Source organism: Streptomyces bottropensis ATCC 25435 (assembly GCF_000383595.1).
Classification (GTDB): Bacteria; Actinomycetota; Actinomycetes; order Streptomycetales; family Streptomycetaceae; genus Streptomyces; species Streptomyces bottropensis.
The window spans coordinates 1,559,742-1,583,673 of record NZ_KB911581.1 but is presented as its reverse complement, the minus strand read 5'-3'; the positions used below and the strand labels follow the sequence as shown (position 1 = coordinate 1,583,673).

The 23,932-nt window shown below is 70.6% G+C and carries 24 protein-coding genes, 1 pseudogene and 1 riboswitch; of the genes and pseudogenes, 10 read left to right on the top strand and 15 right to left on the bottom strand.

Annotated features, from left to right (window positions below; translation table 11 throughout):
- Nucleotides 1-71: 71 nt before the first annotated feature.
- The 4 genes from STRBO_RS0107135 to STRBO_RS0107120 all read right to left on the bottom strand — a co-directional run bounded on the left by STRBO_RS0107135 (nucleotide 72) and on the right by STRBO_RS0107120 (nucleotide 5,081).
- Nucleotides 72-1,601: a glycoside hydrolase family 3 protein gene (locus STRBO_RS0107135; protein WP_005480421.1), complete on the bottom strand. Its 1,530-nt coding sequence runs from the start codon at nucleotides 1,599-1,601 to the stop codon at nucleotides 72-74.
- An 8-nt stretch (nucleotides 1,602-1,609) separates the two neighbouring features.
- Nucleotides 1,610-2,473 (bottom strand): carbohydrate ABC transporter permease, encoded by an 864-nt coding sequence (locus STRBO_RS0107130; RefSeq protein WP_005480422.1) that lies wholly within the window; start codon nucleotides 2,471-2,473, stop codon nucleotides 1,610-1,612.
- Nucleotides 2,470-3,465 (bottom strand): carbohydrate ABC transporter permease, encoded by a 996-nt coding sequence (locus STRBO_RS0107125; RefSeq protein ID WP_020113991.1) that lies wholly within the window; start codon nucleotides 3,463-3,465, stop codon nucleotides 2,470-2,472. The genes STRBO_RS0107130 and STRBO_RS0107125 overlap by 4 nt, the downstream gene beginning before the upstream one ends.
- 335 nt (nucleotides 3,466-3,800) lie before the next feature.
- On the bottom strand, nucleotides 3,801-5,081 hold the full coding sequence (locus STRBO_RS0107120) for an extracellular solute-binding protein (RefSeq protein WP_020113990.1): 1,281 nt from the start codon (nucleotides 5,079-5,081) through the stop codon (nucleotides 3,801-3,803).
- A gap of 368 nt (nucleotides 5,082-5,449) precedes the next feature.
- Here STRBO_RS0107120 and STRBO_RS0107115 point away from each other — a divergent pair, with 368 nt between their 5' ends.
- The 7 genes and pseudogenes from STRBO_RS0107115 (at nucleotide 5,450) to STRBO_RS0107090 (ending at nucleotide 13,772) form a co-directional block, all read left to right on the top strand.
- A complete protein-coding gene (locus tag STRBO_RS0107115) occupies nucleotides 5,450-6,214 on the top strand; it encodes a GntR family transcriptional regulator (protein WP_005480427.1) in 765 nt (254 codons plus the stop codon).
- Between the two features lie 430 nt (nucleotides 6,215-6,644).
- Nucleotides 6,645-6,914: a DUF3311 domain-containing protein gene (locus tag STRBO_RS0107110; RefSeq protein WP_005480428.1), complete on the top strand. Its 270-nt coding sequence runs from the start codon at nucleotides 6,645-6,647 to the stop codon at nucleotides 6,912-6,914.
- Nucleotides 6,911-8,539, top strand: coding sequence for a monocarboxylate uptake permease MctP (gene mctP, locus STRBO_RS0107105; RefSeq protein WP_005480429.1), 1,629 nt, complete (start codon nucleotides 6,911-6,913; stop codon nucleotides 8,537-8,539). The genes STRBO_RS0107110 and mctP overlap by 4 nt, the downstream gene beginning before the upstream one ends.
- 244 nt (nucleotides 8,540-8,783) lie before the next feature.
- Nucleotides 8,784-9,773, top strand: coding sequence for a nucleoside hydrolase (locus tag STRBO_RS0107100; RefSeq protein ID WP_005480430.1), 990 nt, complete (start codon nucleotides 8,784-8,786; stop codon nucleotides 9,771-9,773).
- 150 nt (nucleotides 9,774-9,923) lie between these two features.
- A pseudogene (locus STRBO_RS44460) lies at nucleotides 9,924-10,027 on the top strand (GNAT family N-acetyltransferase); the annotation flags it as partial.
- 91 nt (nucleotides 10,028-10,118) lie between these two features.
- Nucleotides 10,119-10,208: riboswitch (cobalamin riboswitch) on the top strand.
- 145 nt (nucleotides 10,209-10,353) lie between these two features.
- Complete coding sequence (locus tag STRBO_RS0107095) at nucleotides 10,354-12,762, top strand: ribonucleoside-diphosphate reductase subunit alpha (protein WP_028796520.1); 2,409 nt, start codon at nucleotides 10,354-10,356, stop codon at nucleotides 12,760-12,762.
- Between the two features lie 53 nt (nucleotides 12,763-12,815).
- Nucleotides 12,816-13,772 carry a ribonucleotide-diphosphate reductase subunit beta gene (locus tag STRBO_RS0107090; RefSeq protein ID WP_237547613.1) on the top strand — a complete coding sequence of 319 codons (957 nt, stop codon included), beginning with the start codon at nucleotides 12,816-12,818 and terminating at the stop codon, nucleotides 13,770-13,772.
- A gap of 95 nt (nucleotides 13,773-13,867) precedes the next feature.
- Here the strand turns inward: STRBO_RS0107090 and STRBO_RS43680 are convergent, their stop codons facing one another.
- On the bottom strand, nucleotides 13,868-14,038 hold the full coding sequence (locus tag STRBO_RS43680; protein WP_020113988.1) for a hypothetical protein: 171 nt from the start codon (nucleotides 14,036-14,038) through the stop codon (nucleotides 13,868-13,870).
- A gap of 93 nt (nucleotides 14,039-14,131) precedes the next feature.
- Between STRBO_RS43680 and STRBO_RS0107080 the strand changes: the two genes are divergently transcribed.
- Nucleotides 14,132-15,094: a GlxA family transcriptional regulator gene (locus tag STRBO_RS0107080; RefSeq protein WP_028796518.1), complete on the top strand. Its 963-nt coding sequence runs from the start codon at nucleotides 14,132-14,134 to the stop codon at nucleotides 15,092-15,094.
- A 40-nt stretch (nucleotides 15,095-15,134) separates the two neighbouring features.
- On the opposite strand, the gene def is transcribed toward STRBO_RS0107080, so the two are convergent.
- The 6 genes from def to STRBO_RS0107050 form a co-directional block, all read right to left on the bottom strand.
- Nucleotides 15,135-15,785 carry a peptide deformylase gene (def, locus tag STRBO_RS0107075; RefSeq protein WP_005480434.1) on the bottom strand — a complete coding sequence of 217 codons (651 nt, stop codon included), beginning with the start codon at nucleotides 15,783-15,785 and terminating at the stop codon, nucleotides 15,135-15,137.
- Between the two features lie 149 nt (nucleotides 15,786-15,934).
- Nucleotides 15,935-16,942, bottom strand: coding sequence for a tetratricopeptide repeat protein (locus STRBO_RS0107070; protein WP_005480435.1), 1,008 nt, complete (start codon nucleotides 16,940-16,942; stop codon nucleotides 15,935-15,937).
- A gap of 425 nt (nucleotides 16,943-17,367) precedes the next feature.
- Complete coding sequence (locus STRBO_RS0107065; protein WP_020113986.1) at nucleotides 17,368-17,757, bottom strand: roadblock/LC7 domain-containing protein; 390 nt, start codon at nucleotides 17,755-17,757, stop codon at nucleotides 17,368-17,370.
- Between the two features lie 103 nt (nucleotides 17,758-17,860).
- The gene (locus STRBO_RS44455) at nucleotides 17,861-18,433 is read right to left on the bottom strand and encodes a hypothetical protein (protein ID WP_237547577.1); all 573 of its coding nucleotides are present in this window, start codon (nucleotides 18,431-18,433) and stop codon (nucleotides 17,861-17,863) included.
- Entirely contained in the window at nucleotides 18,433-19,269 is an 837-nt protein-coding gene (locus STRBO_RS0107055; protein WP_005480438.1) for a DUF4388 domain-containing protein, read from the bottom strand. The genes STRBO_RS44455 and STRBO_RS0107055 overlap by 1 nt, the downstream gene beginning before the upstream one ends.
- Nucleotides 19,266-19,607 (bottom strand): hypothetical protein, encoded by a 342-nt coding sequence (locus STRBO_RS0107050; RefSeq protein ID WP_005480439.1) that lies wholly within the window; start codon nucleotides 19,605-19,607, stop codon nucleotides 19,266-19,268. The genes STRBO_RS0107055 and STRBO_RS0107050 overlap by 4 nt, the downstream gene beginning before the upstream one ends.
- Before the next feature lie 195 nt (nucleotides 19,608-19,802).
- Between STRBO_RS0107050 and STRBO_RS0107045 the strand changes: the two genes are divergently transcribed.
- The gene (locus tag STRBO_RS0107045; RefSeq protein ID WP_005480440.1) at nucleotides 19,803-20,168 is read left to right on the top strand and encodes a hypothetical protein; all 366 of its coding nucleotides are present in this window, start codon (nucleotides 19,803-19,805) and stop codon (nucleotides 20,166-20,168) included.
- Between the two features lie 82 nt (nucleotides 20,169-20,250).
- On the opposite strand, the gene rsrA is transcribed toward STRBO_RS0107045, so the two are convergent.
- From rsrA to STRBO_RS0107025, 4 genes are all read right to left on the bottom strand, one after another.
- Complete coding sequence (gene rsrA / locus STRBO_RS0107040; protein ID WP_005480448.1) at nucleotides 20,251-20,565, bottom strand: mycothiol system anti-sigma-R factor; 315 nt, start codon at nucleotides 20,563-20,565, stop codon at nucleotides 20,251-20,253.
- On the bottom strand, nucleotides 20,562-21,233 hold the full coding sequence (gene sigR / locus STRBO_RS0107035) for an RNA polymerase sigma factor SigR (RefSeq protein WP_020113984.1): 672 nt from the start codon (nucleotides 21,231-21,233) through the stop codon (nucleotides 20,562-20,564). Before sigR ends, rsrA begins: the two co-directional genes overlap by 4 nt.
- A 268-nt stretch (nucleotides 21,234-21,501) precedes the next feature.
- Nucleotides 21,502-22,149 carry an alpha/beta hydrolase family protein gene (locus STRBO_RS0107030; protein ID WP_005480453.1) on the bottom strand — a complete coding sequence of 216 codons (648 nt, stop codon included), beginning with the start codon at nucleotides 22,147-22,149 and terminating at the stop codon, nucleotides 21,502-21,504.
- A gap of 1 nt (nucleotide 22,150) precedes the next feature.
- Nucleotides 22,151-22,966, bottom strand: a complete 816-nt coding sequence (locus STRBO_RS0107025) for an SOS response-associated peptidase (RefSeq protein WP_005480454.1) — start codon at nucleotides 22,964-22,966, stop codon at nucleotides 22,151-22,153.
- Nucleotides 22,967-23,069: 103 nt separating this feature from the next.
- Here STRBO_RS0107025 and STRBO_RS0107020 point away from each other — a divergent pair, with 103 nt between their 5' ends.
- A complete protein-coding gene (locus tag STRBO_RS0107020; RefSeq protein WP_005480455.1) occupies nucleotides 23,070-23,792 on the top strand; it encodes a M50 family metallopeptidase in 723 nt (240 codons plus the stop codon).
- Nucleotides 23,793-23,932 lie beyond the last annotated feature (140 nt).

The window sequence follows — 23,932 nt, the reverse complement described above, 5'->3', positions numbered from 1 at the left end:
GGGATACGCGACGGCGCCACGGCCCGGTGGGGGCTGTGGCGCCTTTGTGCGTGGGGGTTCGCCGGGAGTCTCTAGCGCGTCCCGGCGATGACCTCGGCCGCCGCCCTTCCGCAGACCCGCGCCGCGCCGTGGGTCGCGATGTGGAGGGCGCCCCGGGGCGGGGCCTGCGGGATGCCCATCTCCACGACGATCGTGTCGGGGCGGGTGGCGAGGAGCAGGTCGAGGGCCGCGGTCATCCACGGGTGACGGTGTTCGTCGCGGACGACGGCGACGACGCGGCGGGTGCCGGCGACCGACAGGGCCGAGGCTCCGGCGCTGTCGCCGGCGAAGGTGCCCGTCTCGGTGCCGGGAAGGAGGCGGGCCAGTTCCGCCCCGACGCCCCACGGGGTCTCGTCGCCCACCGCGATGTTCGCGACCGGGGTGAAGGCCGCGACGTAGAGGGACTGGGTCGGCGGTTCGTAGGGCCGGGCGCGGGTGGTGGTCAGGGCGCGGCGGGCGGCCACGAGACCGACATCCCCGGTGGCGTCGGTCTCGGGACCGCCACCGCCGTCTCCCGTTCCCCCGGCCGCCGACCGGGTCCACTTCGCCAGGGACCGGACCCGCCTCGCCGCGTCCGCCAGGCGTTCCTCGGCGAGGTCGCCGTCGCGGACCGCCGTGACGAGGGCGTCGCGCAGACGGCGGACGGTCTCCTCGTCGGCGAGGCCGCCGCCGACACAGATGGCGTCGGCGCCCGCGGCCAGGGCGAGCACGCTGCCGCGTTCGATGCCGTAGGTGTCCGCGATGGCCCGCATCTCCATGCCGTCGGTGACGATGAGCCCGTCGTAGCCGAGTTCGCCGCGGAGGAGGCCGGTGAGGATGCCGTGGGACAGCGTCGCCGGAAGGTCGGGGTCCAGGGCCGGGACCAGGATGTGGGCGCTCATCATCGCGCGCGAACCGGCGGCCATGGCGGCGCGGAAGGGGGCCAGGTCCCGGGAGTCCACGAGCGAGCGGTCCGCGTCGATCCGGGGCAGGAAGTGGTGGGAGTCGACGGCGGTGTCGCCGTGGCCCGGGAAGTGCTTGGTGCAGGCGGCGACGCCCGCGTTCTGGAGGCCGGTGACGTAGGCGGCCGTGTGGCGGGCGACCAGGCCGGGATCGGCGCCGAAGGAGCGGACCCCGATGACCGGGTTGGACGGGTTGGCGTTCACGTCGGCCGAGGGGGCCCAGTTGAGGTTCACGCCGCACTCCGCGAGGCGGCGGCCGAGGGCGAAGGCGACGTCCCTGGTCAGGTCCACGTCGTCGACCGCGCCCAGGGCGTGGTTGCCCGGGAAGGAGGAGCCGGTGCGCACCTCCAGGCGCGTGACGTCGCCGCCCTCCTCGTCGATCGCGACCAGCACGTCCTCGTGCTCGGCGCGCAACTGGGCGGTGAGGGCCGCCAGCTGTCCGGGCGAGGTGATGTTGCGGCCGAAGAGACCGACGGAGGCGAGGCCCTCGCCGAGGCGGCGCAGCAGCCAGTCGGGGGCGGTGGTGCCCGTGAAACCGGGCTGCAGAACCGTCAGCGCGTCGCGCGCGAGGCCGTCCTGTCCGGAGGGCGAGCCGGGCGAGCCGGTGGCGAATGTCGTCATCGGGGCGGTTATCCCTTCACGGCGCCCGCGGTGAGGCCCGCGGCCATCTTGCGCTGGACGAGGAGGAAGAGGACGACGATCGGCACGGCCATCATGGTGGAGCCGGCCATCATCGGGGCGTATTCGGTGCCGTGCTTGGTGGTGAAGTTGCCGAGCCAGACGGTCGCGGTCTGGTTCTGCTGGCTCATCAGCATCAGGGCGTAGAGGTACTCGTTCCACGCCTGGATGAAGCCGTAGACCGAGGTCGCCACCATGCCCGGCGCGAGCAGCGGGAACACGACGCGCAGGAAGGCGGTGGTGCGGGAGCAGCCGTCGACCATGGCCGCCTCCTCCAGTTCGCGCGGGATGTTGACGATGAAGCCGCGCAGGGTCCACACCGTGAACGGGAGGATGAACGTCAGGTAGGTGATGATCAGACCGGTGAGGCGGTCGTACTGGCCGAGGTCGTTCAGGAGCAGGAAGACCGGGATGATCATCGCGACCAGCGGGACCATCTGCACCGCCAGGATGCCGACGATGACCACCTTGCGGCCGCGGAAGGCGAACCGGGAGATGGCGAGGGCGGCCAGCATGCCCACGACGATGCCGATCACGACCACGGTCAGGGACACGATGAGGCTGCGCCCGACCGGACCCCAGAAGTCGGCGATGTCCAGCGCCCGGCCGAAGTTGGCGAAGGTGATCGACGTCGGCAGCAGGCTGGGGTCGGGGTCGATCGCGTCCTTGGCGGGCTTGAACGCCGTGTTGAGCATCCAGTAGACGGGGAAGCCCGCGGTGACGAAGACGAACAGCCCGAGGAGGTTCCAGCCGAGCTTCGGCTTCCGGGGGCCGGAGCGGCCCTTCGTGGTGGCGATCGCGCTCGTGCCGCTCATTCGACCTCTCCGATCTTCAGCATCTGGCGCATGTAGACACCGATCACGCCGAGCAGCAGCAGCACGGTCAGCAGTGCGATGGCCGAGCCCTGCGCGTAGTCGTTGACCACGAACGCCCTGTCGTACGAGTAGGTCGTGAGCAGCTGGAACTCGGCCTCCGGGTGGCCGCCCCGCATGACGAAGACCTGGGGGAAGACGCCCACGTCCCAGATGACGGAGAGGGTCGTGAGCATCACGATGATGGGTTTGAGGATGGGGAGCGTGACGTAGCGGAACACGCCCCACGCGCCGGCGCCGTCGAGGCGGGCGGCCTCCTCCAACTCCTTGGGCACCTGGGTGAGTCCGGCGCTGAGGGTGATGACGACGAACGGCACGGCGCCCCACACCACGAGGAGCGTGATGACGGCCAGGCCCTCGGGGCCACTGGCGAACCAGTTGTGGCCGATCATGTCGACGCCGGGGAGCTTGCTGAGGAGGGCGTTGAAGATGCCGTAGTCGGAGTCGAACAACCACTTGAAGACGGTGGTGGCGACGATGATGGGCATGCCCCAGCTCGCCACGAGCGCGATGTTGACGAGCGTCTTGACCCAGCCGGAGACGCGCTGGAGCAGCAGGGCGACCGCCATGCCGATGACCATCGTGAACACGACGCAGGCGGCGGCGAAGACGATGGTCCGGACGACCACCGACCAGAACTCGCCGTCCCCCAGCACCTTGGAGAAGTTGTCGAACCCGACCGACTCGGCGGGCTTGAACCCCCACAGCTGGGACTGGCCGAACTCCTGGAAGGACAGGGTGACGAGGCGGACCAGCGGGTAGCCGAGGACGACGGCGAGAATCAGCAGGCAGGGGGCGAGGAGGGCCCAGGGGACCGCGGCTCCCCCGGTCGAACGTCTGGCCGAACGCCCGGTGACCACCGGCGGAGGTGGCGCGGGCGGCGCCGGCCGCGCGGGCGGCACCTTCGCGGGGGCGGTCGTGTCTGCGGCACTCATCGCGCACTCCTAAGCAGATGAAGGAGGGGCCGGCAGCAGCGACCCCGAAGGGGCGCGGGAAACTGCGCGACCAGCCACGACGCACCGGCACCGAACCGACACCCCGTCGCGGCACTTTCGTAGATCACCCACCGGCCGAACCGGTGTCTGCAACCGGTCGACCCGGTGTCTGCAACCGGCGGACCTGATGTCTTCGACCGGCCGGCCCGATGTCTCCAACCGGGCGACCTGATGTCTTCGGCCGGCGGCCAACCCGGTGTCCCCCACCGGCGACCACCAGGGCACCCCCGGCCGGGCCCGGCCACCACGGCCGGGCCCCGACCGACGGGTCACCGTCACTCGTTGTTGATGACCTTGTCGATCTCGGCGTCCGCTTCCTTCGCGGCCTCCTCGACCGACTTCTTGCCGGTGCCGATGGACTGCAGCATCGTCTGCAGGATCTGGGCCTTCTCGACCTGTCCCCAGCCGGGCGCCATCGGGACGAACCAGTTGGACTCGGCCGCGGTGGCCGGAACCGCCGTCGCCGGGTCGTCCTTCAGCGTGGCGAGGTCGGTCTTGTTGTTGGGCAGGTTGCCCTTCTCCATCAGCCCCTTCTGACCGGCGGGCCCGGTGAAGGCGTTGATCCACTCGGCGGCGACGGTCTGCGCGTCGGACTTCACCGGGACGGCGAGGTCGCTGCCGCCGAGGAAGACGGGCAGGTTCTTGCCGGACGGGCCGGGCATCACGAAGTTCTCGACGTTGCCTTCGAGCTTGCCGGTCTTGTCGTTCTCCTTGGCCGCGGCGGTCGCGCCCTCCCAGGCGGGGGCGAAGATCATGCCGGACTTGCCCTGCCCGTAGACGATGTACCGGTCGGACTCGTCCTTGGTCTTGTCGCCGTGCATGTACTTGTCGACGACGTTCTTGAACTCGCCGAGCCCCTTGAGGGATTCGGGCGAGGAGAGGTTGGCCTTCCACGTGCCGCCGGACTCGACGGCGATGGAGCCGCCGGCGTCGTACACGAAGGACATGGCCGCGTACCAGTCGCGGGTGGGCTGGTACCAGGCGCTGAACTTGTCGCCCTTCTTCTTCTGCACCTTGTCGAGGGCGGCGGTGAGTTCGGCGTACGTCTTCGGCGGGGACTTGACGCCGGCGGCGGCGAAGACGTCCTTGCGCCAGTTGGCGACGCGGCCACCGGCGTAGTACGGGACGCCGTAGGTCTTGCCCTCGTAGGTGACGGAGGCCTTGAGGCCGTCGAGCCAGGCGTCCGCGTTGTCGAACTTCGCCGCGTCGAGGGGGGCGAAGGCACCCTTGACCATGTAGGCGAGCATCTCCGTGTTGCCCATCTCGACCACGTCGGGGGCCTTGTCGGTGGCGAGGACGGCGTCGAGCTTGGCGTTCTTGTCGGGCCACCCGTAGTACTCGTGCGTGATGGTGATGCCGGGGTGCTTCTTCTCGATCGCCGCGTCGGCGGCCTTGACCAGCTCGGGCCAGTTGTTCTGCGCGTCCACCGTGAGCCAGACCGTCAGCTCCTTGGTGTCGGCGCCGGTGTCCGAGCTCTTCTTCTCGCCGCCCCCGCACGCCGCGATGGAGACCATCATGCCCGCGACACAGATCGCGGTCGTCAGCTTCCTCTTCACGCCACCCTCCTCAGGGATGCCCTTGCTCAGGGATGCCACAAACCCCCCTGCTCCCCGCGGTGACAGGACGTACCGCCCCTGGGGCCAGGACCTGGACCAATGGTGTAGACCAGTAGGCGGAGCTTGGCTCAGACCATTCGCCGTGTCAAGAGTGCTCGAACCCCCTCTCACCAGCCGTTATGCGACCTACATATGCAGGAACCTTTATGTAATAAGCCAGCGAAAACAGCGCCACTTGAGCCACACTCTCCGGGTAGACCACTGCACCGCTGCGGAGTGGACCAGCCAGGACTCCTTCGTGGACTAGACCAGCGGGGCCCGCAGGGGTATACAGAGGGATCACGCCACGAAGACCGGGAAGGCGGAGCATGAGCACCGACGTCAGCAGTGCGGAGAACGAGAACGGGGCGACCGTCCGTACCGCACGCGTGCCCAAGTACTACCGCCTGAAGAAGCACCTGCTCGACATGACCGAGACGCTTCCGCCCGGCACGCCGGTGCCGCCGGAGCGCACCCTCGCCGCCGAGTTCGACACCTCGCGCACGACCGTGCGGCAGGCGCTGCAGGAGCTGGTGGTCGAGGGGCGGCTGGAGCGCATCCAGGGCAAGGGCACGTTCGTCGCGAAGCCGAAGGTCTCCCAGGCGCTGCAACTCACCTCGTACACCGAGGACATGCGCGCCCAGGGCCTCGAACCGACGTCCCAGCTGCTCGACATCGGCTACATCACCGCCGACGACACGCTCGCGGGGCAGCTCGACATCACCGCCGGCGGCCGGGTCCTGCGCATCGAGCGCCTCCGCATGGCCAACGGCGAGCCGATGGCGATCGAGACGACCCACCTGAGCGCCAAGCGTTTTCCGGCCCTGCGCAGGTCACTGGTCAAGTACACCTCCCTCTACACCGCGCTCGCCGAGGTGTACGACGTCCGTCTCGCCGAGGCCGAGGAGACCATCGAGACCTCGCTGGCCACCCCGCGCGAGGCCGGCCTGCTGGGCACGGACGTCGGCCTGCCGATGCTGATGCTCTCCCGGCACTCGCTGGACATGGAGGGCCAGCCGGTGGAGTGGGTGCGGTCGGTGTACCGGGGCGACCGCTACAAGTTCGTGGCGAGGCTCAAGCGCCCGCAGGACTGAGCCGGTCGGGGCGGCCGCGGTGGCTGAGCCTTGCGGGGCGCCCGCGTGGCTGAGCCTCTCGGGGCCCGCCGGCGCGCGTGACCGGTGGTGCCCCGCCGCGCGCGTGTGGTGCACGTGGTGTGGCGCGATCGCCGCTCCTGTTCTACGGTCCTTGCGTCGCCCCACCGACACGGAGGCCCCGCTGTGCGTATGCCCGCGCGCGATCCCGGCACGGTGGTGTCGCTCCCCGAGGGGAGTCCGAGCGCCCGCGGACGGATCGCCAGGAAACGGGCCCCGGCCAGCAGTTCCGCCGCCGCTGAACACACAACCTCCGCATCCGTTATCCGGACAAGGGGTTCCGGAGGACGGAACCTGTCCCTTACATTTCCTGCGCGTCGAGCACGTGATCAGTGGCGATCAATGGCGACCAGCGAGGGGACGGAACCGGGACATGTCAGAAGCGCCTGAAGTGGGACCACCGGTGGTGACACCTGTCAGAGTCGTCATCGCCCTGTGTCTGCTCGCCCCGTTCGTGGCGATGCTCTGGGTCGGCTCGTACGCGAAGGCGGACCCGGCGTTCATCGGCATCCCGTTCTTCTACTGGTACCAGATGGCCTGGGTGCTCGTCTCCACCGCGCTCACGGCCACCGCGTACGTGCTGTGGCAGCGTGACCAGCGCGCCCGCAGGTCCGAGACGCGGGACGGGGGTGTCGCGAAGTGAAGGACGGCGTGAACGGCGTGGCACTCGCCGTCTTCATCTTCTTCTTCCTGGCCGTCACGGTCATGGGCTTCCTGGCCGCGCGCTGGCGCAAGGCCGAGAACGAGCACAGCCTCGACGAATGGGGCCTCGGCGGCCGGTCGTTCGGCACCTGGGTCACCTGGTTCCTGCTCGGCGGTGACCTCTACACGGCGTACACCTTCGTCGCCGTCCCCGCGGCGATCTACGCGGCGGGCGCGGCCGGCTTCTTCGCCGTGCCGTACACGATCCTGGTCTACCCGCTGATCTTCACGTTCCTGCCCCGGCTGTGGTCGGTCTCCCACAGGCACGGCTACGTGACGACCTCGGACTTCGTGCGCGGCCGCTTCGGGTCCAAGGGCCTGTCGCTGGCGGTGGCCCTCACCGGCATCCTGGCGACGATGCCGTACATCGCCCTTCAACTCGTCGGCATCCAGGCCGTACTGGACGTGATGGGGGTGGGCGGCGGCGAGAACACGAACTGGTTCGTCAAGGACCTGCCGCTGCTGATCGCGTTCGGCGTCCTGGCGGCCTACACCTACTCCTCCGGCCTCCGGGCGCCCGCCCTGATCGCGTTCGTGAAGGACACCCTGATCTACCTCGTCATCGCGGTGGCGATCATCTACATCCCGATCAAGCTCGGCGGCTTCGACGACATCTTCGCCAAGGCCGGCGAGGCGTACAGCCAGACCAACCCGGCCACGGACAAACCCCGCGGGGCCCTCGTCCCCGGCGACGCCAACCAGTGGACGTACGCGACGCTGGCCCTCGGCTCCGCGTTGGCGCTCTTCATGTACCCGCACTCGATCACGGCGACGCTGTCGTCCAGGAGCCGCGAGGTCATCCGCCGCAACACGACGATCCTGCCGCTGTACTCGCTGATGCTGGGCCTGCTCGCGCTGCTGGGCTTCATGGCGATCGCGGCCGGCATCCAGGTGCAGAACGGCCAGCTGGCGATCCCGCAGCTGTTCGAGACGATGTTCCCCGACTGGTTCGCGGGCGTGGCCTTCGCGGCCATCGGCATCGGCGCGCTGGTCCCCGCGGCGATCATGTCCATCGCGGCGGCGAACCTCTTCACCCGCAACATCTACAAGGACTTCATCAAGCCGGACGCCACACCCGCGCAGGAGACCAAGGTCTCCAAGCTGGTGTCCCTGCTGGTGAAGGTGGGCGCCCTGGCCTTCGTCCTCACCATGGACAAGACCGTCGCCATCAACTTCCAGCTCCTCGGCGGCATCTGGATCCTCCAGACCTTCCCGGCGCTCGTGGGCGGCCTGTTCACCCGCTGGTGCCATCGCTGGGCCCTGCTCGCGGGCTGGGCCGTCGGCATGCTGTACGGGACGATCGCCGCGTACGGCGTGGCCTCCCCCACGCAGAAGCACTTCGGCGGCTCGTCCGCGGAGATCCCCGGCATCGGCGAGATCGGCTACATCGGCCTGACCGCCTTCGTCCTGAACGTCGTGGTCACGGTGGTCCTCACCTTCGCCCTGCGCGCGTTCAACGCCCCCGACGGCATCGACGAGACCAGCCCCGAGGACTACACGGCGGACGCGGGCGACCGAGGCGTCCAGGTGGAACTGCCTCCGGCGACGGCGGGGACGAGCCACTAGGCCGGGACGGGGGTCCGGGACGGGGGTCCGGGGCGGGAAGGTCTGTCTTTCGCCCCCGGCCCGCGGGGCCTGGCTTTTCAGGGGCGCGGGGAACTGCGCGAGCCCCCCGACCCGCACCCCCCACCCGACCCGCACCCGACCCGCACCCGTGGAACTCACCCTCTCGGGGTCGAAGGGGCAGCGCCCCTGGTCAGGGGACGGGTAGGAGCCGCGGGGGCGCACAACACCCCGCTACGCTGACGACGTGACCGTTCGCGCACCGATCGTCCTGGACAGCGACCCCGGTATCGACGACGCCGTAGCCCTGCAGTACCTCCTCGGCACAGGCCTGTGGGACCTCAAGGCCTACACCTCGGTAGGGGGCAACCTCCCCGCCGAAGCGACCTACGCCAACGCCCGAGCCCTCTCCCGAGCCCTCCGCATCGACGGCGACATCCCCGTGCACCGAGGCACCGGCCGCCCCCTCTCCTCCCTCCCCTACCGAGAGGCGTCCGCCTTCCACGGCCCGGCAGGCCTCGGCGACGAGACACTGCCCGACTCCACGGCCCCGCACCCGACGGAGTCGTCCGCACAGGCCCTGCTCCGCCTCTCCCGGGAGTACGAGGGCGAGCTGACGGTGTGCGCCACCGGCCCCCTCACGAACATCGCCGTCGCACTGCTCGAAGACCCCCGCTTCGCCCACCGCGTCGCCAGATTCGTGTTCATGGGCGGCGCCGCCCAGGTGCCGGGAAACATCACCCCGGTCGCCGAGTTCAACATCTGGGCCGACCCCGACGCGGCCGAGATCGTGCTCTCCTCCGGCATCCCGTTCACCATGGTCGACCTGGACGCCTCGCACCGCTGGCTGTTCCGCCCCGCCGACCTCGCCGCGCTGGAGGCGGCGGGCCCGGGCACGGCCCTCGCCGCCCGGCTGATGCGCACGTACATGGACGCCTACACCCGCCACGGCGGAGACGGCACCTGTCCGCTGCACGATCCGCTGGCCGTGGGGGTGTGCGGGGACGAGGCGTTCGTGGCGGCCGCCGAGGGCGCCGTCGTCGTCGAATGCGCGAGCGAACTCACCCGGGGTCAGACCGTGTTCGTGCCGGCCACCGCCCGGCGCGTCCACTACTCCGAGTCCCCCGCCCTGACCGCCCGCCTCCGCGCCACCGGCCGCGTGGCCCTGGGTCCGGGCACCCGCGACTTCAGCGAGGACTTCGTGGCGACGCTGCCGCTTTGGCCTGCGGTGGCCTGACCGGCTCGTCCCGTCCCGACCGGGCGCCATGGGCCGCCGGATCGGATCATCCGACAAACGGCAGCCGTTGTGGACAACCCGGGCCGCGCCAAGACGCTCCTGATGCACACTGCGACGCATGGACATCACGATCACTTACGCGGGAGAGGTCATCGCCTCTACGAACGCCTGGGCTTCACCCGCACACCCGAGCGCGAACGGAGCCCCCTCCCCGAGGCCCCCGACATCACTCGATCACCTATGAGTTGACGCTCCGACACCCTGCGCAGCCGAATGCGACACAACATGTGGGGGTGACACCGCGCACCGGCACTAGATGTATGCTCATGCTCGCTGTCACCACAGGGGAATCCGGTGCGAATCCGGAACTGTCCCGCAACGGTGTACTCGCGTGCGTTCATGCCCTTTCGCGCACGCCTGTTCAGTCCGAACACCTGTCGACAGCGCGCCCGGCCGTCCGGTCCGGGTGCCTGACGTCCGGGCCTCGTGGAATGGGCCGGTGGACGCGACGCCCCCGTGCGCTCGTGAGCTGCCGCCTGCCCTCCGCCAGGCCTCTTGCCGAGCGAGGGAGAGCCCCCACGTGACCATCGCGCCAGCCGACCCGGTTTCAGCCGACCTGGCTTCAGCCGACCCGGCGACGGGGAGCGACAGTCCCGGTTCCGCGTTGCTGCGGATCCTGACCGAGCTGACCGTCGACCTCCCCGACGCCGACCCCGGCCGGGTCGCCGCCGCCGCGCTGCGCGGCCGGTCCTCACGCGGTGCCTCCGCCGAGATGATCGTGGAGCTGCGCGAGCTGGCCACGGAGGCGGCCGCCGGTCTGATCTCCGAGGACCCCGCCTACTCGAAGCTCGCCGCGCGGCTGCTGGCCATCGGCATCCGCGACGAGGCCGCCTCGCAGGGCGTCACCACGTTCACCGAGTCCATCGCCGTGGGCCACCGGGAGGGTCTCGTCGCCGACCGCACCGCGGAGTTCGCGCGCGTGCACGCCGAGCGTCTCGACGCCCTGGTCGACCCGGCCGGCGACGACCGCTTCGGCTACTTCGGCCTGCGCACCCTGCACAGCCGCTATCTGCTCCGGCACCCCCTCACCCGCAAGGTCGTCGAGACGCCCCAGCACTTCATGCTGCGGGTGGCGAGCGGCCTGGCCGAGGACGACACCACGCGGGCCGTGGACGAGGTCGCCGCGCTCTACCGCCTCATGAGCCGCCTCGACTACCTCCCCTCCTCCCCCACACTCTTCAACTCCGGCACCCGCCACCCCCAGATGTCGTCCTGCTACCTCCTCGACTCCCCGCTGGACGAGCTGGACTCCATCTACGACCGCTACCACCAGGTCGCCCGCCTCTCGAAGCACGCCGGAGGCATCGGGCTGTCCTACTCCCGCATCCGCTCGCGCGGTTCACTGATCCGGGGCACCAACGGGCACTCCAACGGCATCGTTCCGTTCCTGAAGACGCTGGACGCCTCGGTCGCCGCCGTGAACCAGGGCGGCCGGCGCAAGGGCGCGGCCGCGGTGTACCTGGAGACCTGGCACTCCGACATCGAGGAGTTCCTGGAGCTGCGCGACAACACCGGTGAGGACGCCCGCCGTACGCACAACCTGAACCTGGCGCACTGGATCCCGGACGAGTTCATGCGCCGGGTGAACGCCGACGAGCAGTGGTCGCTGTTCTCCCCGGCCGACGTGCCCGAGCTGGTCGACCTGTGGGGCGAGGAGTTCGAGGCGGCCTACCGCAAGGCGGAGGCGAACGGCCTGGCGAGGAAGACGATCGCCGCCCGTGACCTGTACGGCCGCATGATGCGCACCCTCGCGCAGACCGGCAACGGCTGGATGACCTTCAAGGACGCGGCCAACCGCACGGCCAACCAGACGGCCGAGCCGGGCCACGTCGTCCACTCCTCCAACCTCTGCACGGAGATCCTGGAGGTCACGGACGACGGGGAGACGGCGGTCTGCAACCTGGGCTCGGTGAACCTGGGCGCGTTCGTCGACCGGGCGGCCGGCGACATGGACTGGCAGCGGCTGGACGAGACCGTCCGCACCGCCGTCACCTTCCTCGACCGCGTCGTCGACATCAACTTCTACCCCACCGAGCAGGCGGGCCGCTCCAACGCCAGGTGGCGCCCGGTCGGCCTCGGCGCGATGGGTCTCCAGGACGTCTTCTTCCAGCTGCGCCTGCCCTTCGACTCCCCCGAGGCGAAGGCACTGTCCACCCGGATCGCCGAACGGATCATGCTCGCCGCCTACGAGGCCTCCGCCGACCTCGCCGAGCGCAACGGCCCGCTGCCGGCCTGGGAGAAGACCCGCACAGCCCGTGGTGTGCTGCACCCCGACCACTTCGACGCCCGGCCGGCCTGGCCGGAGCGCTGGGCGGCCCTGCGCGAGCACGTCGCGACGACCGGCATGCGCAACTCGCTGCTCCTCGCCATCGCGCCGACGGCCACCATCGCCTCGATCGCCGGTGTGTACGAGTGCATCGAGCCGCAGGTGTCCAACCTGTTCAAGCGCGAGACGCTGTCCGGTGAGTTCCTCCAGGTCAACTCGTATCTGGTGAAGGACCTGAAGGAACTGGGCGTCTGGGACGCGCGCACCCGGGAGGCGCTGCGCGAATCGGGCGGCTCGGTGGAGGACTTCGCGTGGATCCCGGCCGACGTCAGGGCCCTGTACCGGACGGCCTGGGAGATCCCGCAGCGCGGCCTGATCGACATGGCCGCCGCCCGCACCCCGTATCTGGACCAGTCGCAGTCGCTGAACCTGTTCCTGGAGACGCCGACCATCGGCAAGCTCTCCTCGATGTACGCGTACGCCTGGAAGTCGGGTCTGAAGACCACGTACTACCTGCGCTCGCGCCCGGCGACCCGGATCGCCCGCGCGGCGCAGGGCCAGGCCCGGCAGCCCGAGACGAACATCCCCCTCCAACAGGCCACCTCCGCAGAGGCCGTCGCCTGCTCCCTTGAGAACCCCGAGTCCTGCGAGGCCTGCCAGTGATTCCCAGCAACCAGAACCTGCTCGACCCCGGCTTCGAGCTGACTCTCCGCCCCATGCGCTACCCGGACTTCTACGAGCGCTACCGGGACGCGATCAAGAACACCTGGACCGTCGAGGAGGTCGACCTCCACTCGGACGTCGCGGACCTCGCCAAACTGTCCGAGGGCGAGCAGCACATGATCGGCCGTCTGGTCGCGTTCTTCGCGACGGGCGACTCGATCGTGGCGAACAACCTCGTGCTGACCCTCTACAAGCACATCAACTCCCCCGAGGCGCGGCTCTATCTGAGCCGCCAGCTGTTCGAGGAGGCCGTGCACGTCCAGTTCTATCTGACCCTGCTGGACACCTACCTGCCCGACCCGGCGGACCGGGTGGCGGCCTTCGCGGCGGTGGAGAACATCCCGTCCATCCGGGAGAAGGCGGAGTTCTGCTTCAAGTGGATGGACTCGGTGGAGAAGCTCGACCGCCTGGAGTCCAAGGCCGACCGCCGCCGCTTCCTGCTCAACCTGATCTGCTTCGCCGCCTGCATCGAGGGCCTGTTCTTCTACGGCGCCTTCGCGTACGTCTACTGGTTCCGCAGCCGGGGGCTGCTGCACGGTCTGGCGACGGGCACCAACTGGGTGTTCCGCGACGAGACCATGCACATGTCCTTCGCCTTCGAGGTGGTGGACACCGTCCGCAAGGAGGAGCCGGACCTCTTCGACGATCTGCTCCAGCAGCAGGTCACCGACATGCTCAAGGAGGCCGTCGAGGCCGAGCTGCAGTTCGGGCGCGACCTGTGCGGTGACGGTCTGCCGGGCATGAACACCGAGTCGATGCGGCAGTACCTGGAGTGCGTCGCCGACCAGCGGCTCACGCGGCTCGGTTTCGCGCCGGTCTACGGCTCGGAGAACCCGTTCTCCTTCATGGAGCTACAGGGTGTCCAGGAGCTGACCAACTTCTTCGAGCGGCGTCCCTCGGCATACCAGGTGGCGGTGGAGGGCACGGTCGACCTGGACGAGGACTTCTAGGCCGCCCGGGTCAGCGGTGTGACCTCGTCCCCGGCCGGCGTGACCCGCGCGGTCGTCGTCGTGCCGGGGACGTATCAGCGGCATCGGGCCGCCGCTCAGGCGGCGCGGGCGACGTGGTGCGACGCCCGTCGTTCCTGCGCCCGCCTGAGCTGGCGGTCGACGCGCCGGTCGTGCACCACGCCGACGATCGCGGGCAGTGCGACCAGGACGAGCAGTCCGATGACGGCCAGTGTTCCGATGAGTCCTTGCAGCTGTGTCGTATCCATGGACACCACTTTCGCGCCGAACGCTCCTGGCAAACAGTGGCAGGACTGCCGCACCCCCTCGAATTCCTGCCACTTCCGATGCACACTGGCAGCATGCTGAAAAACGTGGCCACCGTCCTCATGGAGGGCGTGCATCCCTTCGAACTGGGTGTCGTCTGCGAGGTCTTCGGCCTCGACCGCAGCGACGACGGCCTGCCGGTGTACGACTTCGCGGTCGCCTCGGCGGAGGGCTCCACCCTGCGGACGCCCTCCGGGTTCACGGTCTCCACGCCGTACGGGCTGGACCGGCTCGAAGAGGCCGACCTGGTCGTCGTACCGGCGGGCGACAGCTATGTGCACCGGGACTACCCGCCGGAACTGCTGGACGCGCTGCGGCGGGCCGCCGACCGGGGCGCCCGGGTGCTCAGCGTGTGTTCGGGGGTGTTCGTGCTCGGCGCGGCCGGACTGCTGGACGGGCGGCCCTGCGCGGTGCACTGGAAGCACGCCGAGGAGCTGGCCCGGCAGTATCCGCGGGCGGTGGTCGAGCCGGACGTGCTGTACGTGGACGCGGACCCGGTGATCACCTCGGCGGGCACGGCGGCCGGCATCGACGCGTGTCTGCACATCGTCCGCAAGGAGCAGGGACCGGAGGTGGCCAACAAGATCGCCCGGCGGATGGTGGTGCCGCCGCACCGGGACGGCGGTCAGGCGCAGTACATCGAGCGACCGCTGCCTCGCTCTCAGTGCGACACGGTGGGCGAGGTGCTCGTCTGGATGGATCAGCACCTCGACGAGGAGGTCACCGTCGAGCAGCTCGCCGCCCGCGCGCACATGTCCCCCCGCACGTTCGCCCGCCGCTTCCAGCAGGAGACCGGGACCACGCCGTACCGCTGGATCCTGCGTCAACGGGTGCTGCTGGCCCAGCGGTTGCTGGAGGCGACGGACGAGACGGTGGACGGCATCGCCTGGCGCGCGGGCTTCGGTACCGCCGCCGCCCTGCGCCATCAGTTCGTGCAGTCGCTGGGCACGACCCCGCAGGCGTACCGCCGGACCTTCCGGGGCCCGGAGGCGGCCTGAGGACCGGTCCCCGGCTCACGGTGCGGGCCCGGCGCGCGGCTCAGTCGTTCGCGACCACGGGGTAGCGGGGCTCGTTCTCGGCCATCTGCCGCAGCGCGTCCTTGCGGTCGCGCTTGGAGAGCCGGTCGATGTACAGGTAGCCGTACAGATGGTCGGTCTCGTGCTGCAGGCAGCGCGCGAAGTACCCGGTGCCGCGCACCTTGATCGGGTTGCCCTTCTCGTCCTGCCCGGTGACCTCGGCGTAGTCGGGGCGGGCGAGCGGCATGTACGCGGTCGGCACCGACAGGCAGCCCTCGTTGCTGTCGTCCAACCGGCGCGTCTCGGCGGGCAGTTCGACCAGCTTGGGGTTGCAGATCACACCGGTGTGCCGCTTGCCCTCGTCGTCCGGGCAGTCGTACACGAACACCTTCAGGTCGACGCCGACCTGGTTGGCGGCCAGGCCCACGCCCTCCGCCGTGCGCTGGCTGGCGAACATGTCGTCCACCAGCTTCGCCAGCTCGTCACCGAACTCCGTGACGTCCTTGCACTCCTTGTGCAGCACCGGGTTCCCGACCACGGTGATCGGCAGCGAGGTGCCGCGCTCGCGGTACGCCTGCTCGCGCTCCTCGCAGTCCTCCGTGTCGATGACGAACCCCTCGTCGTCGACGGGGAGCACGCCCTCGCGCTGCTGATCGGTGTCCTGCTGGGCCATGACAGACGTACGCCTTCCTAGAAAAACAGGGAATGGTGATGCTGATACAGGGTACGGGGATCGCGCCGCTCAGGGGGCGCCCCGTAAGGGCGCGGAGAACCGCGCGAGCGACCACGACGAACCCGTGGCCGAAAGTGAACGGCGAGCCTCTAACAAACCTCTTCCAGATCCCGCCAGTCCCGGGAATCCGGGCTGTCGGCCACCCACCCGTCCAGCAGCCCCCGCACCAGCGAGGCCGGCGCGGCCACCCCGCACTCCCGCTCCGGCGCCCACAACTGCCCGTCCGTCACATGCCCCAGCGGCCCGGGATGCCCCGGCTCACTGTGGTCGTGCGGATCGAGATGCTCCCCGTCCCCCTCGTCGGACGGCATCCGCGACTCCGAGCACAGCCGGCACAACAACCGCACCGACGACGACCAGTCCTCCGCCGCGAACCCGGCGTCCGCCGCGAGCCGCTCCAGCGCGTCCCGGTCCGCCTCGGTCGCGGCCTCCAGCAGCACCACCCACGTCGGCACGGGAGAGGGCGCCCACAACTCGATCTCGTCGAACACCGGATACGCGTGCCCCACGGCCGTGGTCCGCTCCCCGTGCGGCACCCCGTCGTGCAGGACGACCTCGCCCCAGCGCCGCCCGGACGACGGCAGCGGAATGGAGAGCACCTCGATCCGGGCGGGGTCGAGCCGCCGCCCCCACACGACCTCGGCCTCACCTTCCGGTGACAGCCGTACGGCCGCGCTGCCGAGGTCCATGCCCACCGGCTCGCCGTTGTCCCCGGGGCCGCTGCCGGGCCTCGGCCGGGACGCGCCGCCGGGCACCCGCAGGCCGTACGCCTGCCAGGCGCGGCGGGCCAGCGGCCAGTCCTGCAGCGCGGTCGCGGCGATGCCCACGTTCCACCAGTCGGGCGCCCCGGTCTCCCGGTCGAGCAGCGCGACCGCCCTGAGACCTGCGGCCCGCGCCTGTTCCCAGTCGTGCCGGAACTTGTGCAGCAGGGCCAGGTTGAACCAGGACTCGGAGAGCCACGGCTCCAGGTCCGCGGCACGTGTCAGCAGTGCGCCCGCGTCCTCGTACCGACCGTCACCGATCAGCGTGAACGCACGATCGGTGGCCTGCCGCCAAGAGGCGGAGGGCCGATGCCGTCCCTTGCCGAAGATCCTCACGATTCCCGCCTGCCAGTTACGGTTCCCGCCTGCCAGTTCCGTCGGAGTGGGCTGGCCGTCGCCCCCCGGTACACCCTCTCCCTCGCATCCAACCACGACCGCGTGGAGGGCCGCTCATTACCCATGGGTTACCCCACCGCGGGAAGGGTCAGACAGTCTCCCGACCGTACCTCGCGAGCGATTCCACCACGTCCGGGTGAAAGTCGCGCGCCTCCCGTCGGCCACGGCTCCCCCCTCACCCGCGGCGAGCGGCCCTCCGGCCCTGCTGCCCGGACGTTCGCCTCGTATGCCTGCGAAACGAGGGCCGCTCGGTGAGCGGGGGGGAAGCGCACAGGACCGGTGGCCCGCGCAGCCGGTCCCCGCGGGCGACGACGGGATCCGACGGCCGGCACCGCACCGGCGGTCGGCGAACCCGTCGACACCCCTCAGTGCGCCACGTCCGCCGCGAGCACCTTGGTGAGCTGTTCCACGGTCGCCGGGGACTCGCGCTGGAAGGCGGCGAAGTCGAGGCCGTCGTCGCCCATGACGGTCAGGAGCGTGCGCTCACCGACCGCGACCACGATGACGTGCCCGGAACCGCAGCGGACGACGACCTCGCGGAGCGCGCCCACGCCGGACTGGTCGGCCATGCGGCGGCTGACGCCGAGGGTGGCGGCGGCGAGAGCCGCGACGGACTCGGGGTGGACCTTGTCCACGTCGGCGACGACGAGGAGTCCGTCCACGGTGGACAGGACGCTCTCGGCGACGCCCATCACCCGGTCACGCAGCGAGGCCAGGATGCCGGTCAGCGATTCGGTCGATGCGTGTGCGGTCATGGGCACGTGCTCCTTGGTCCAGATGTCTGCGGTGGGTGTGCGGTCCGGTCGGCAGGGGTCTGCCGGGCACGGTGGATGCCGTGCGGGAGGGTCACGGCACCCCTCAGTCGGAGAGATGCCCGTCGGACTCGGGGAGAGCCCGCAGCCCGCGGCGGACGCGCCGCAGCATGTCGAGGGAGGGCCGGTCGGCGAGCAGTTCCTCGGCCGACAGCAGGGGCAGGGGCAGGAAGGGCGGCGGCACGGCCGGGGCGTCCGACGCCCCCTCCCCGGCGGTCACGGGGCCCGGCACGGCGCCCCGCACGGGTAACGGGGGCAGTCCCGCGGCAGCGCCCCGCACGGGTGACGGGGGCGATTGCGCCGCACCGCCACCGGCGCCGGTCCGCGCGGCCGTGGCGGATCCACCGGCGCCTGTCGCCGGGGCCGTGGCACCGCCACCGGCGCCGGTTTCCGCGGTCGCGGGGACGGACACGTCGGGCGGCTGTCCGGCCGTCGCGCCACCCGGTTCGGCGGCCGGCGGTCGCCCGTCGGTCGTGGGGACGGGTACGGTGGCCGGCCGGGCTCCGGCAGGTGGTGCCGGGCGGTCGTCCGCGGCCGCTCCGGGGGCCGAACGCCGTCGGAGGCGGGCGGCCTTGCTGCGTATGCGGCGCTTACGGGCCGGGTCTTTGTCGGGGCTCACTACCCGTCCTTCGCTCCGAGGTCTCCGATCGGAGAGCCTCCGCCGGGCCTGCGTCTGGGCAGGGGGCCGGCTCTCGGTGACGGCTCCTCGGACGGCGGCGGCCCCTGCGGGATCCGGGGCGCCGTGCTGGGCCGGCCGTCGGGCTCGGCCCTGTGCTGCCAGCGGACCGCCTGCAGCGATTCCAGCCGGACGAGGTCCAGCATGACCGCGTAGAGGCCGCGCCCCCGGGCGAAGGCGATGTCGCGCGGAGTGCGGCGGCCGTTCGCGCTCTCGACGAGGTCGCGATGGCGCCGGGTCAGCCGGCCGTCGTGTTCCGCGAAGCCGTGGCCGGTGACCGGCTCGGGCCGGGCACGCGCCAGTTCGCTCGCGGGGCCCCAGATACGCGTCAGCAGCGCCATGCGGCGGGTGGTCTCCTCCGCCAGCCGACGCGGCTCGACGCCGGGCCGGGCGAGGAGGGTGGGCTGCCGTTCGGTCAACTCCCAGCCGCCGGGCGGGCTGAGCGCCATCGCGAAGGCCCCGTCGAACACGGCCGCCGTGCAGACGACCTCCAGTTCGGCGGCGCCGATCAGACCGGCGGCCGCCAGGTGCGCGTCGAGCCGGTCGGCGTCGGGTTCGGCCGCGCAGGCCGCCAGCCAGGCGTCGTCGTCGATGCGGCCCGAGGAGAGCAGCGCGGACGTCGCGGTCGGCGCGCCCGGTGTCTCGATCGCGCCGATCAGGCCGTCCCGCAGGTGAATCGTGCCACCGGGAGAGCCCGAGACCTGGACCGTACCGGTATGGCCCTCCTGGTGCAGGGCCTGCAGAAGCGCGGGTACGTTGCGCGCCGAGGGTGTTTTCATGCCAGCACCTCACGGGCCCGGTCGCCGAGGCTGCGCAGCGCCAGGGCCACGTTCGCCCGGTCGCGGTCGAGACCGGCCGCCAGCAACAGCGGGTCTCCGGCCGACCGGTCCACGGTGAGCAGCACCTGCTGGCGACGTCCGCTGGTCATGACCACGCTCTCGAACTCCCCCTCGGCTCCCGCCGCGCCGAGCCGCTCGGAGATGAGGGTGGCGAGATCGGAGCACTCCGCTCCCGTACCCGCCTCGGCGGCGTCACCCGCCGTGGCATAGGTGAGACCCGTGACCGCGTCGACGAGGGCGACGCCGACGACACCGGGAGAGTCGAGAAGCCGGTCCAAGGAGGTCTGAAGCGCAGGCTTCGTTTCCTCAAGTCCCCCCATTCGCCCTCCACGTTCACGCGCCGCGCAGTACTTTGAACGCCAACTTCCATAACAAGGCGAAAAGTTGATGTTTGTGACCGGTAGGTCACTGGCGTCGATCGTAGTTGGCCGGACAGTGACCGGTCAGCAGCACTGAGGAATTGGGGCAGCAATATGAACATCGAGACGGCGCTCAAGGAAGCCATGGCTCTCGACGGTGCGGTCGGCGTCGCGCTGGTCGACTACGAGAGCGGCATGTCGCTCGGCACCCTCGGCGGCGGGCAGCACCTCGACCTGGAGCTCGCGGCGGCCGGCAACACCGAGGTGGTGCGCGCCAAGATGCGCACGCTGGCCTCGCTGGACATGCACGACGTGATCGAGGACATCCTGATCACACTCGGCCGGCAGTACCACCTGATACGCCCGCTGACCAGCAGCAAGGGATCGCTCTTCCTCTACCTGGCGCTGGACCGCTCCCGCAGCAACCTGGCACTGGCCCGGCACGGCCTGAAGCGCATCGAGAGCGGCCTTGAGGTCTGAGCCCGTTCACCCCACCGCGTGCCCATGACGGAGCCCGCCTCGCGAACGGCCCCCAGGCCGTTCGCGAGGCGGGCTCGCGTGCTCAGCTCTCCCGCGGTGTGACCGGCGAGGCCGCCGTCACGTCGTGGTCGGGCACCGTGTGCCCCGACCGGATCAGATCGATCCGGCCCATCACCTTGGCGCGCAGATCCGTGGGCACGTCGTCCTGCCCGCAGCACCGCTTCACCAGCTTCTTGACGGCCTGTTCGAGCCCGTACTTCTCCAGACAGGGCGAGCACTCCTCGAAGTGGTGCTCGAACTTGGTGCAGTCGGCGTCGGGCATCTCCCGGTCGAGGAACTCGTAGAGATGATCGAGGATCTCGCTGCAATCCGTCTCATGCGGCTCTCCGCAGCTCATGAGCCCGAGCCTTTCGATTCGTTCGACTCTCCGGCGCCGGCCGGGACGAGCCCGCGGTCACGGGCGTAGTCCTCGAGCATGCCGCGCAGTTGACGGCGGCCCCGGTGCAGCCGGGACATCACCGTACCGATGGGTGTCCCCATGATGTCGGCGATCTCCTTGTACGCAAAGCCCTCGACATCCGCGAGATAGACCGCGATGCGGAACTCCTCGGGGATCGCCTGCAGCGCCGACTTCACGTCCGAGTCGGGCAGGTGATCGAGCGCCTGCGACTCGGCCGAACGCAGGCCGGTCGACATGTGCGACTCGGCGCGCGCCAGCTGCCAGTCCTCGATCTCCTCGGCCGCGGAGCGCTGGGGTTCGCGCTGCTTCTTGCGGTACGAGTTGATGAAGGTGTTCGTGAGGATGCGGTACAGCCAGGCCTTCAGGTTGGTGCCCTCACGGAACTGGTGGAAGGACGCGTACGCCTTCGCGTACGTCTCCTGCACCAGGTCCTCGGCATCGGCCGGGTTGCGCGTCATGCGCAGCGCGGCCGAGTACATCTGGTCGAGGAATTCCAGGGCGTCCCGCTCGAACCGGGCGCTGCGCTCCGCGGCGGTCTCGGTGCCCTCGGGCTGCTCCGCCTGGCCCCGTTCGGTCCCTGCGTCGGTCCCAGTGACCGGACCCACCTCCTCCAGCGTCTGTGCGATACCGAAACCGGTACCACCAGAATCGGAGGATAGACGACGATCCATGCCCGCCGCCGCCCGAACAGGGCCGCTCTTGGCCGCGTGGAGCACCGTCCAGTCCAGGTCAGCGCGGCTGCTGCGGCTCGGGCAATAGGTCGAACCCATGCGGCGGACTTCCTCTCGTACGGCGGTCAGCACGGTCTTTTCGCGCTGTCTGATCCGCACAACAGGGGCACGCCGCTCGACATTCCCGCCCCCACCCGCACCGTCATCCGAGTGACGCGATCCACTCCACGACGCCGTCCGTGATCACCTTCAGCGCCTCCTCCTGCCCGAGGGGCGCCCGCTTCGGCACGGCGAACCCGTGATCGCCGTACGGCACCTCCAGGAGCCCGTAGGAGCCCTCCGGGAACTCCTCCGGCCTCCCGAACGGATCGTTCCCGCCCTGGACCACGAGCGTGGGCACGCCGGCACCGAGCAGCTCGTCGGCCCGCGACTTCTCCGGCCGGCCCGGCGGGTGCAGCGGAAAGCTCAGCGCCAGTACGGCCACCGCGCCCAGCTCCGTCGCCGTACGGCAGGCCACCCGGGCCCCGGCGCTGCGCCCGCCCGCGATCACCGGGAGTCCCGGCTCCGCCAGCGCCGGCCACAGTCCCCGCCAGCCCACGTCCAGCGTCTTCGGCGCGGGCGCCAGCTTCTTCCCGGCCACCCGCCACGGCTGCTCCACCAGGGCGACACTCACTCCGTGCGCGGGGAGCACGGCGGCCAGGGCCCGCAGATCACGGGCCTCGACACCACCGCCGGCACCATGGCCGACAGCGAGGACGCAGGTCGCTCCTGCCGCCTCGTACCAGCTGACGCGGCCCGTACCGGCCTCCGTGTCGATCTCTTTCTTCGCCGCTGCCTCGATCTCGCTCACGTCAGAAGAGTGTGCCCTCCTCGGGCCCCTCCAGCTCCTTCAGCAGCTCCGGCCCGTTGTTGCGTACGTTGCTGACCGCGGTGGAGACGGGGTAGGCGCGCATGAGCCCGGCGGGCGGAGGTTCCAGCAGCCGGCGCAGATCGTCCACGTCCGTACGTGCCGGATCGAGCCAGCTGTCCCAGCGGTCCGGGGTGAGCATCAGCGGCATCCGGGGGTGGATCTCGGCCAGCGCGCGCGGGCCGTCCTCGGGGGACACCGCCAGCGGGGACGTCTCGGCCTCCGTCGTGATCACCGAACAGGTCGCCCACCAGGCCCGCGGATGGTCGTCCGGCAGCGTCCGGTCCCGCCAGAACTCGTAGAGCCCGGCCATCGCGAAGACCGACCCGTCGGCCGGGAGCACGAAGTAGGGCTGCTTGCGCGGCCGCTTCTTCTTCCCCTCGACCTCCAGCTCCCGCTCCCCCGTGCCGGTGACCCACTCGAAGTACCCGTCGGCGGGCAGGATGCAGCGCCGGGTGGCGAAGGCCCGCCGGTACGACGGCTTCTCGTGCACGGTCTCCGCGCGGGCGTTGATCATCCGGGCGGCGCCCTCGGGGCTCTTGGACCAGGAGGGGACGAGCCCCCACTTGAGCTTGCGCAGCTGGCGAACCGGCCGCTTGTCGTCGGCGTCCTTCACAGGACGGTCCAGAACCGCGTAGACCTCCTTGGTGGGAGCCACGTTGTAGTCGGGCTCCAAGGACTCCTCCGGCTCCCACTTCTCGATCTCGAAGACTCCTGCGAGATCCTCGGGCCTACGACTCGACGCATACCGTCCGCACATAAGTGCCACACTGCCAGGCCCACCCGTCACCCGACCACCACCCCGACGACGGCGCCACCCGCCGGCGCCCGTCGATCGCGACCCCGAGGAGCCACCGCAGAACATGGAAAGCACCGCAGCCACCTCGCTGGCCGGCCTGTGGGACGAGGTCTTCGGCACCCAGCCCGAGCCCGATCTCTGGGTCGTCATAGCCACCGCGGTCGCCGCGCTCGCGGCGATCGTCCCGCACGGCGTCTGGCGGCTCTCGCGCAACGCCATCACCATCGCGCACGAGGGCGGCCACGGTCTGGTCGCGCTGCTCACCGGCCGCACCCTGACCGGCATCCGGCTGCACTCCGACACCAGCGGCCTCACGGTGAGCCGGGGCAGGCCCACCGGCCTCGGCATGATCCTCACCGCGGCCGCCGGCTACACCGCTCCGCCGCTCCTCGGCCTCGGCGGCGCCGCCCTCCTCGGATCGGGCCGCATCACCCTCCTCCTGTGGCTCGCCACGATCCTGCTGATCGCCATGCTCGTCATGATCCGCAACGCCTACGGCGCCCTCACGGTCGTCCTCACCGGCGGCACCTTCGTGGTCGTCTCGTGGCTGGCGGGCCCCCAGATCCAGGCGGCGTTCGCCTACGCGGTGGTCTGGTTCCTGCTGCTGGGAGGCGTACGCCCGGCGTTCGAACTCCAGGCCAAGCGCCGTCGGGGAGGCGCCGGCGACTCCGACGCGGACCAGCTCTCCCGCCTGACCCACGTCCCGGCGACCGTGTGGCTCGTGATGTTCCACGTGGTGTCGCTGTGCGCACTGACGGGCGGCGGCCGCTGGCTGCTGCACCTGTGACCCCCGGCGGCCCAGGGGGCGCGGGGGGCGCGCGGGCGGCGCGGGGAACCACCCGACCTGCCACGACGGAGGCGCACCGGACCGACGACGCATGTCAACCGGCGGATCCGGGCGGAGCCAACCCCCATTAAAGTGGGCCG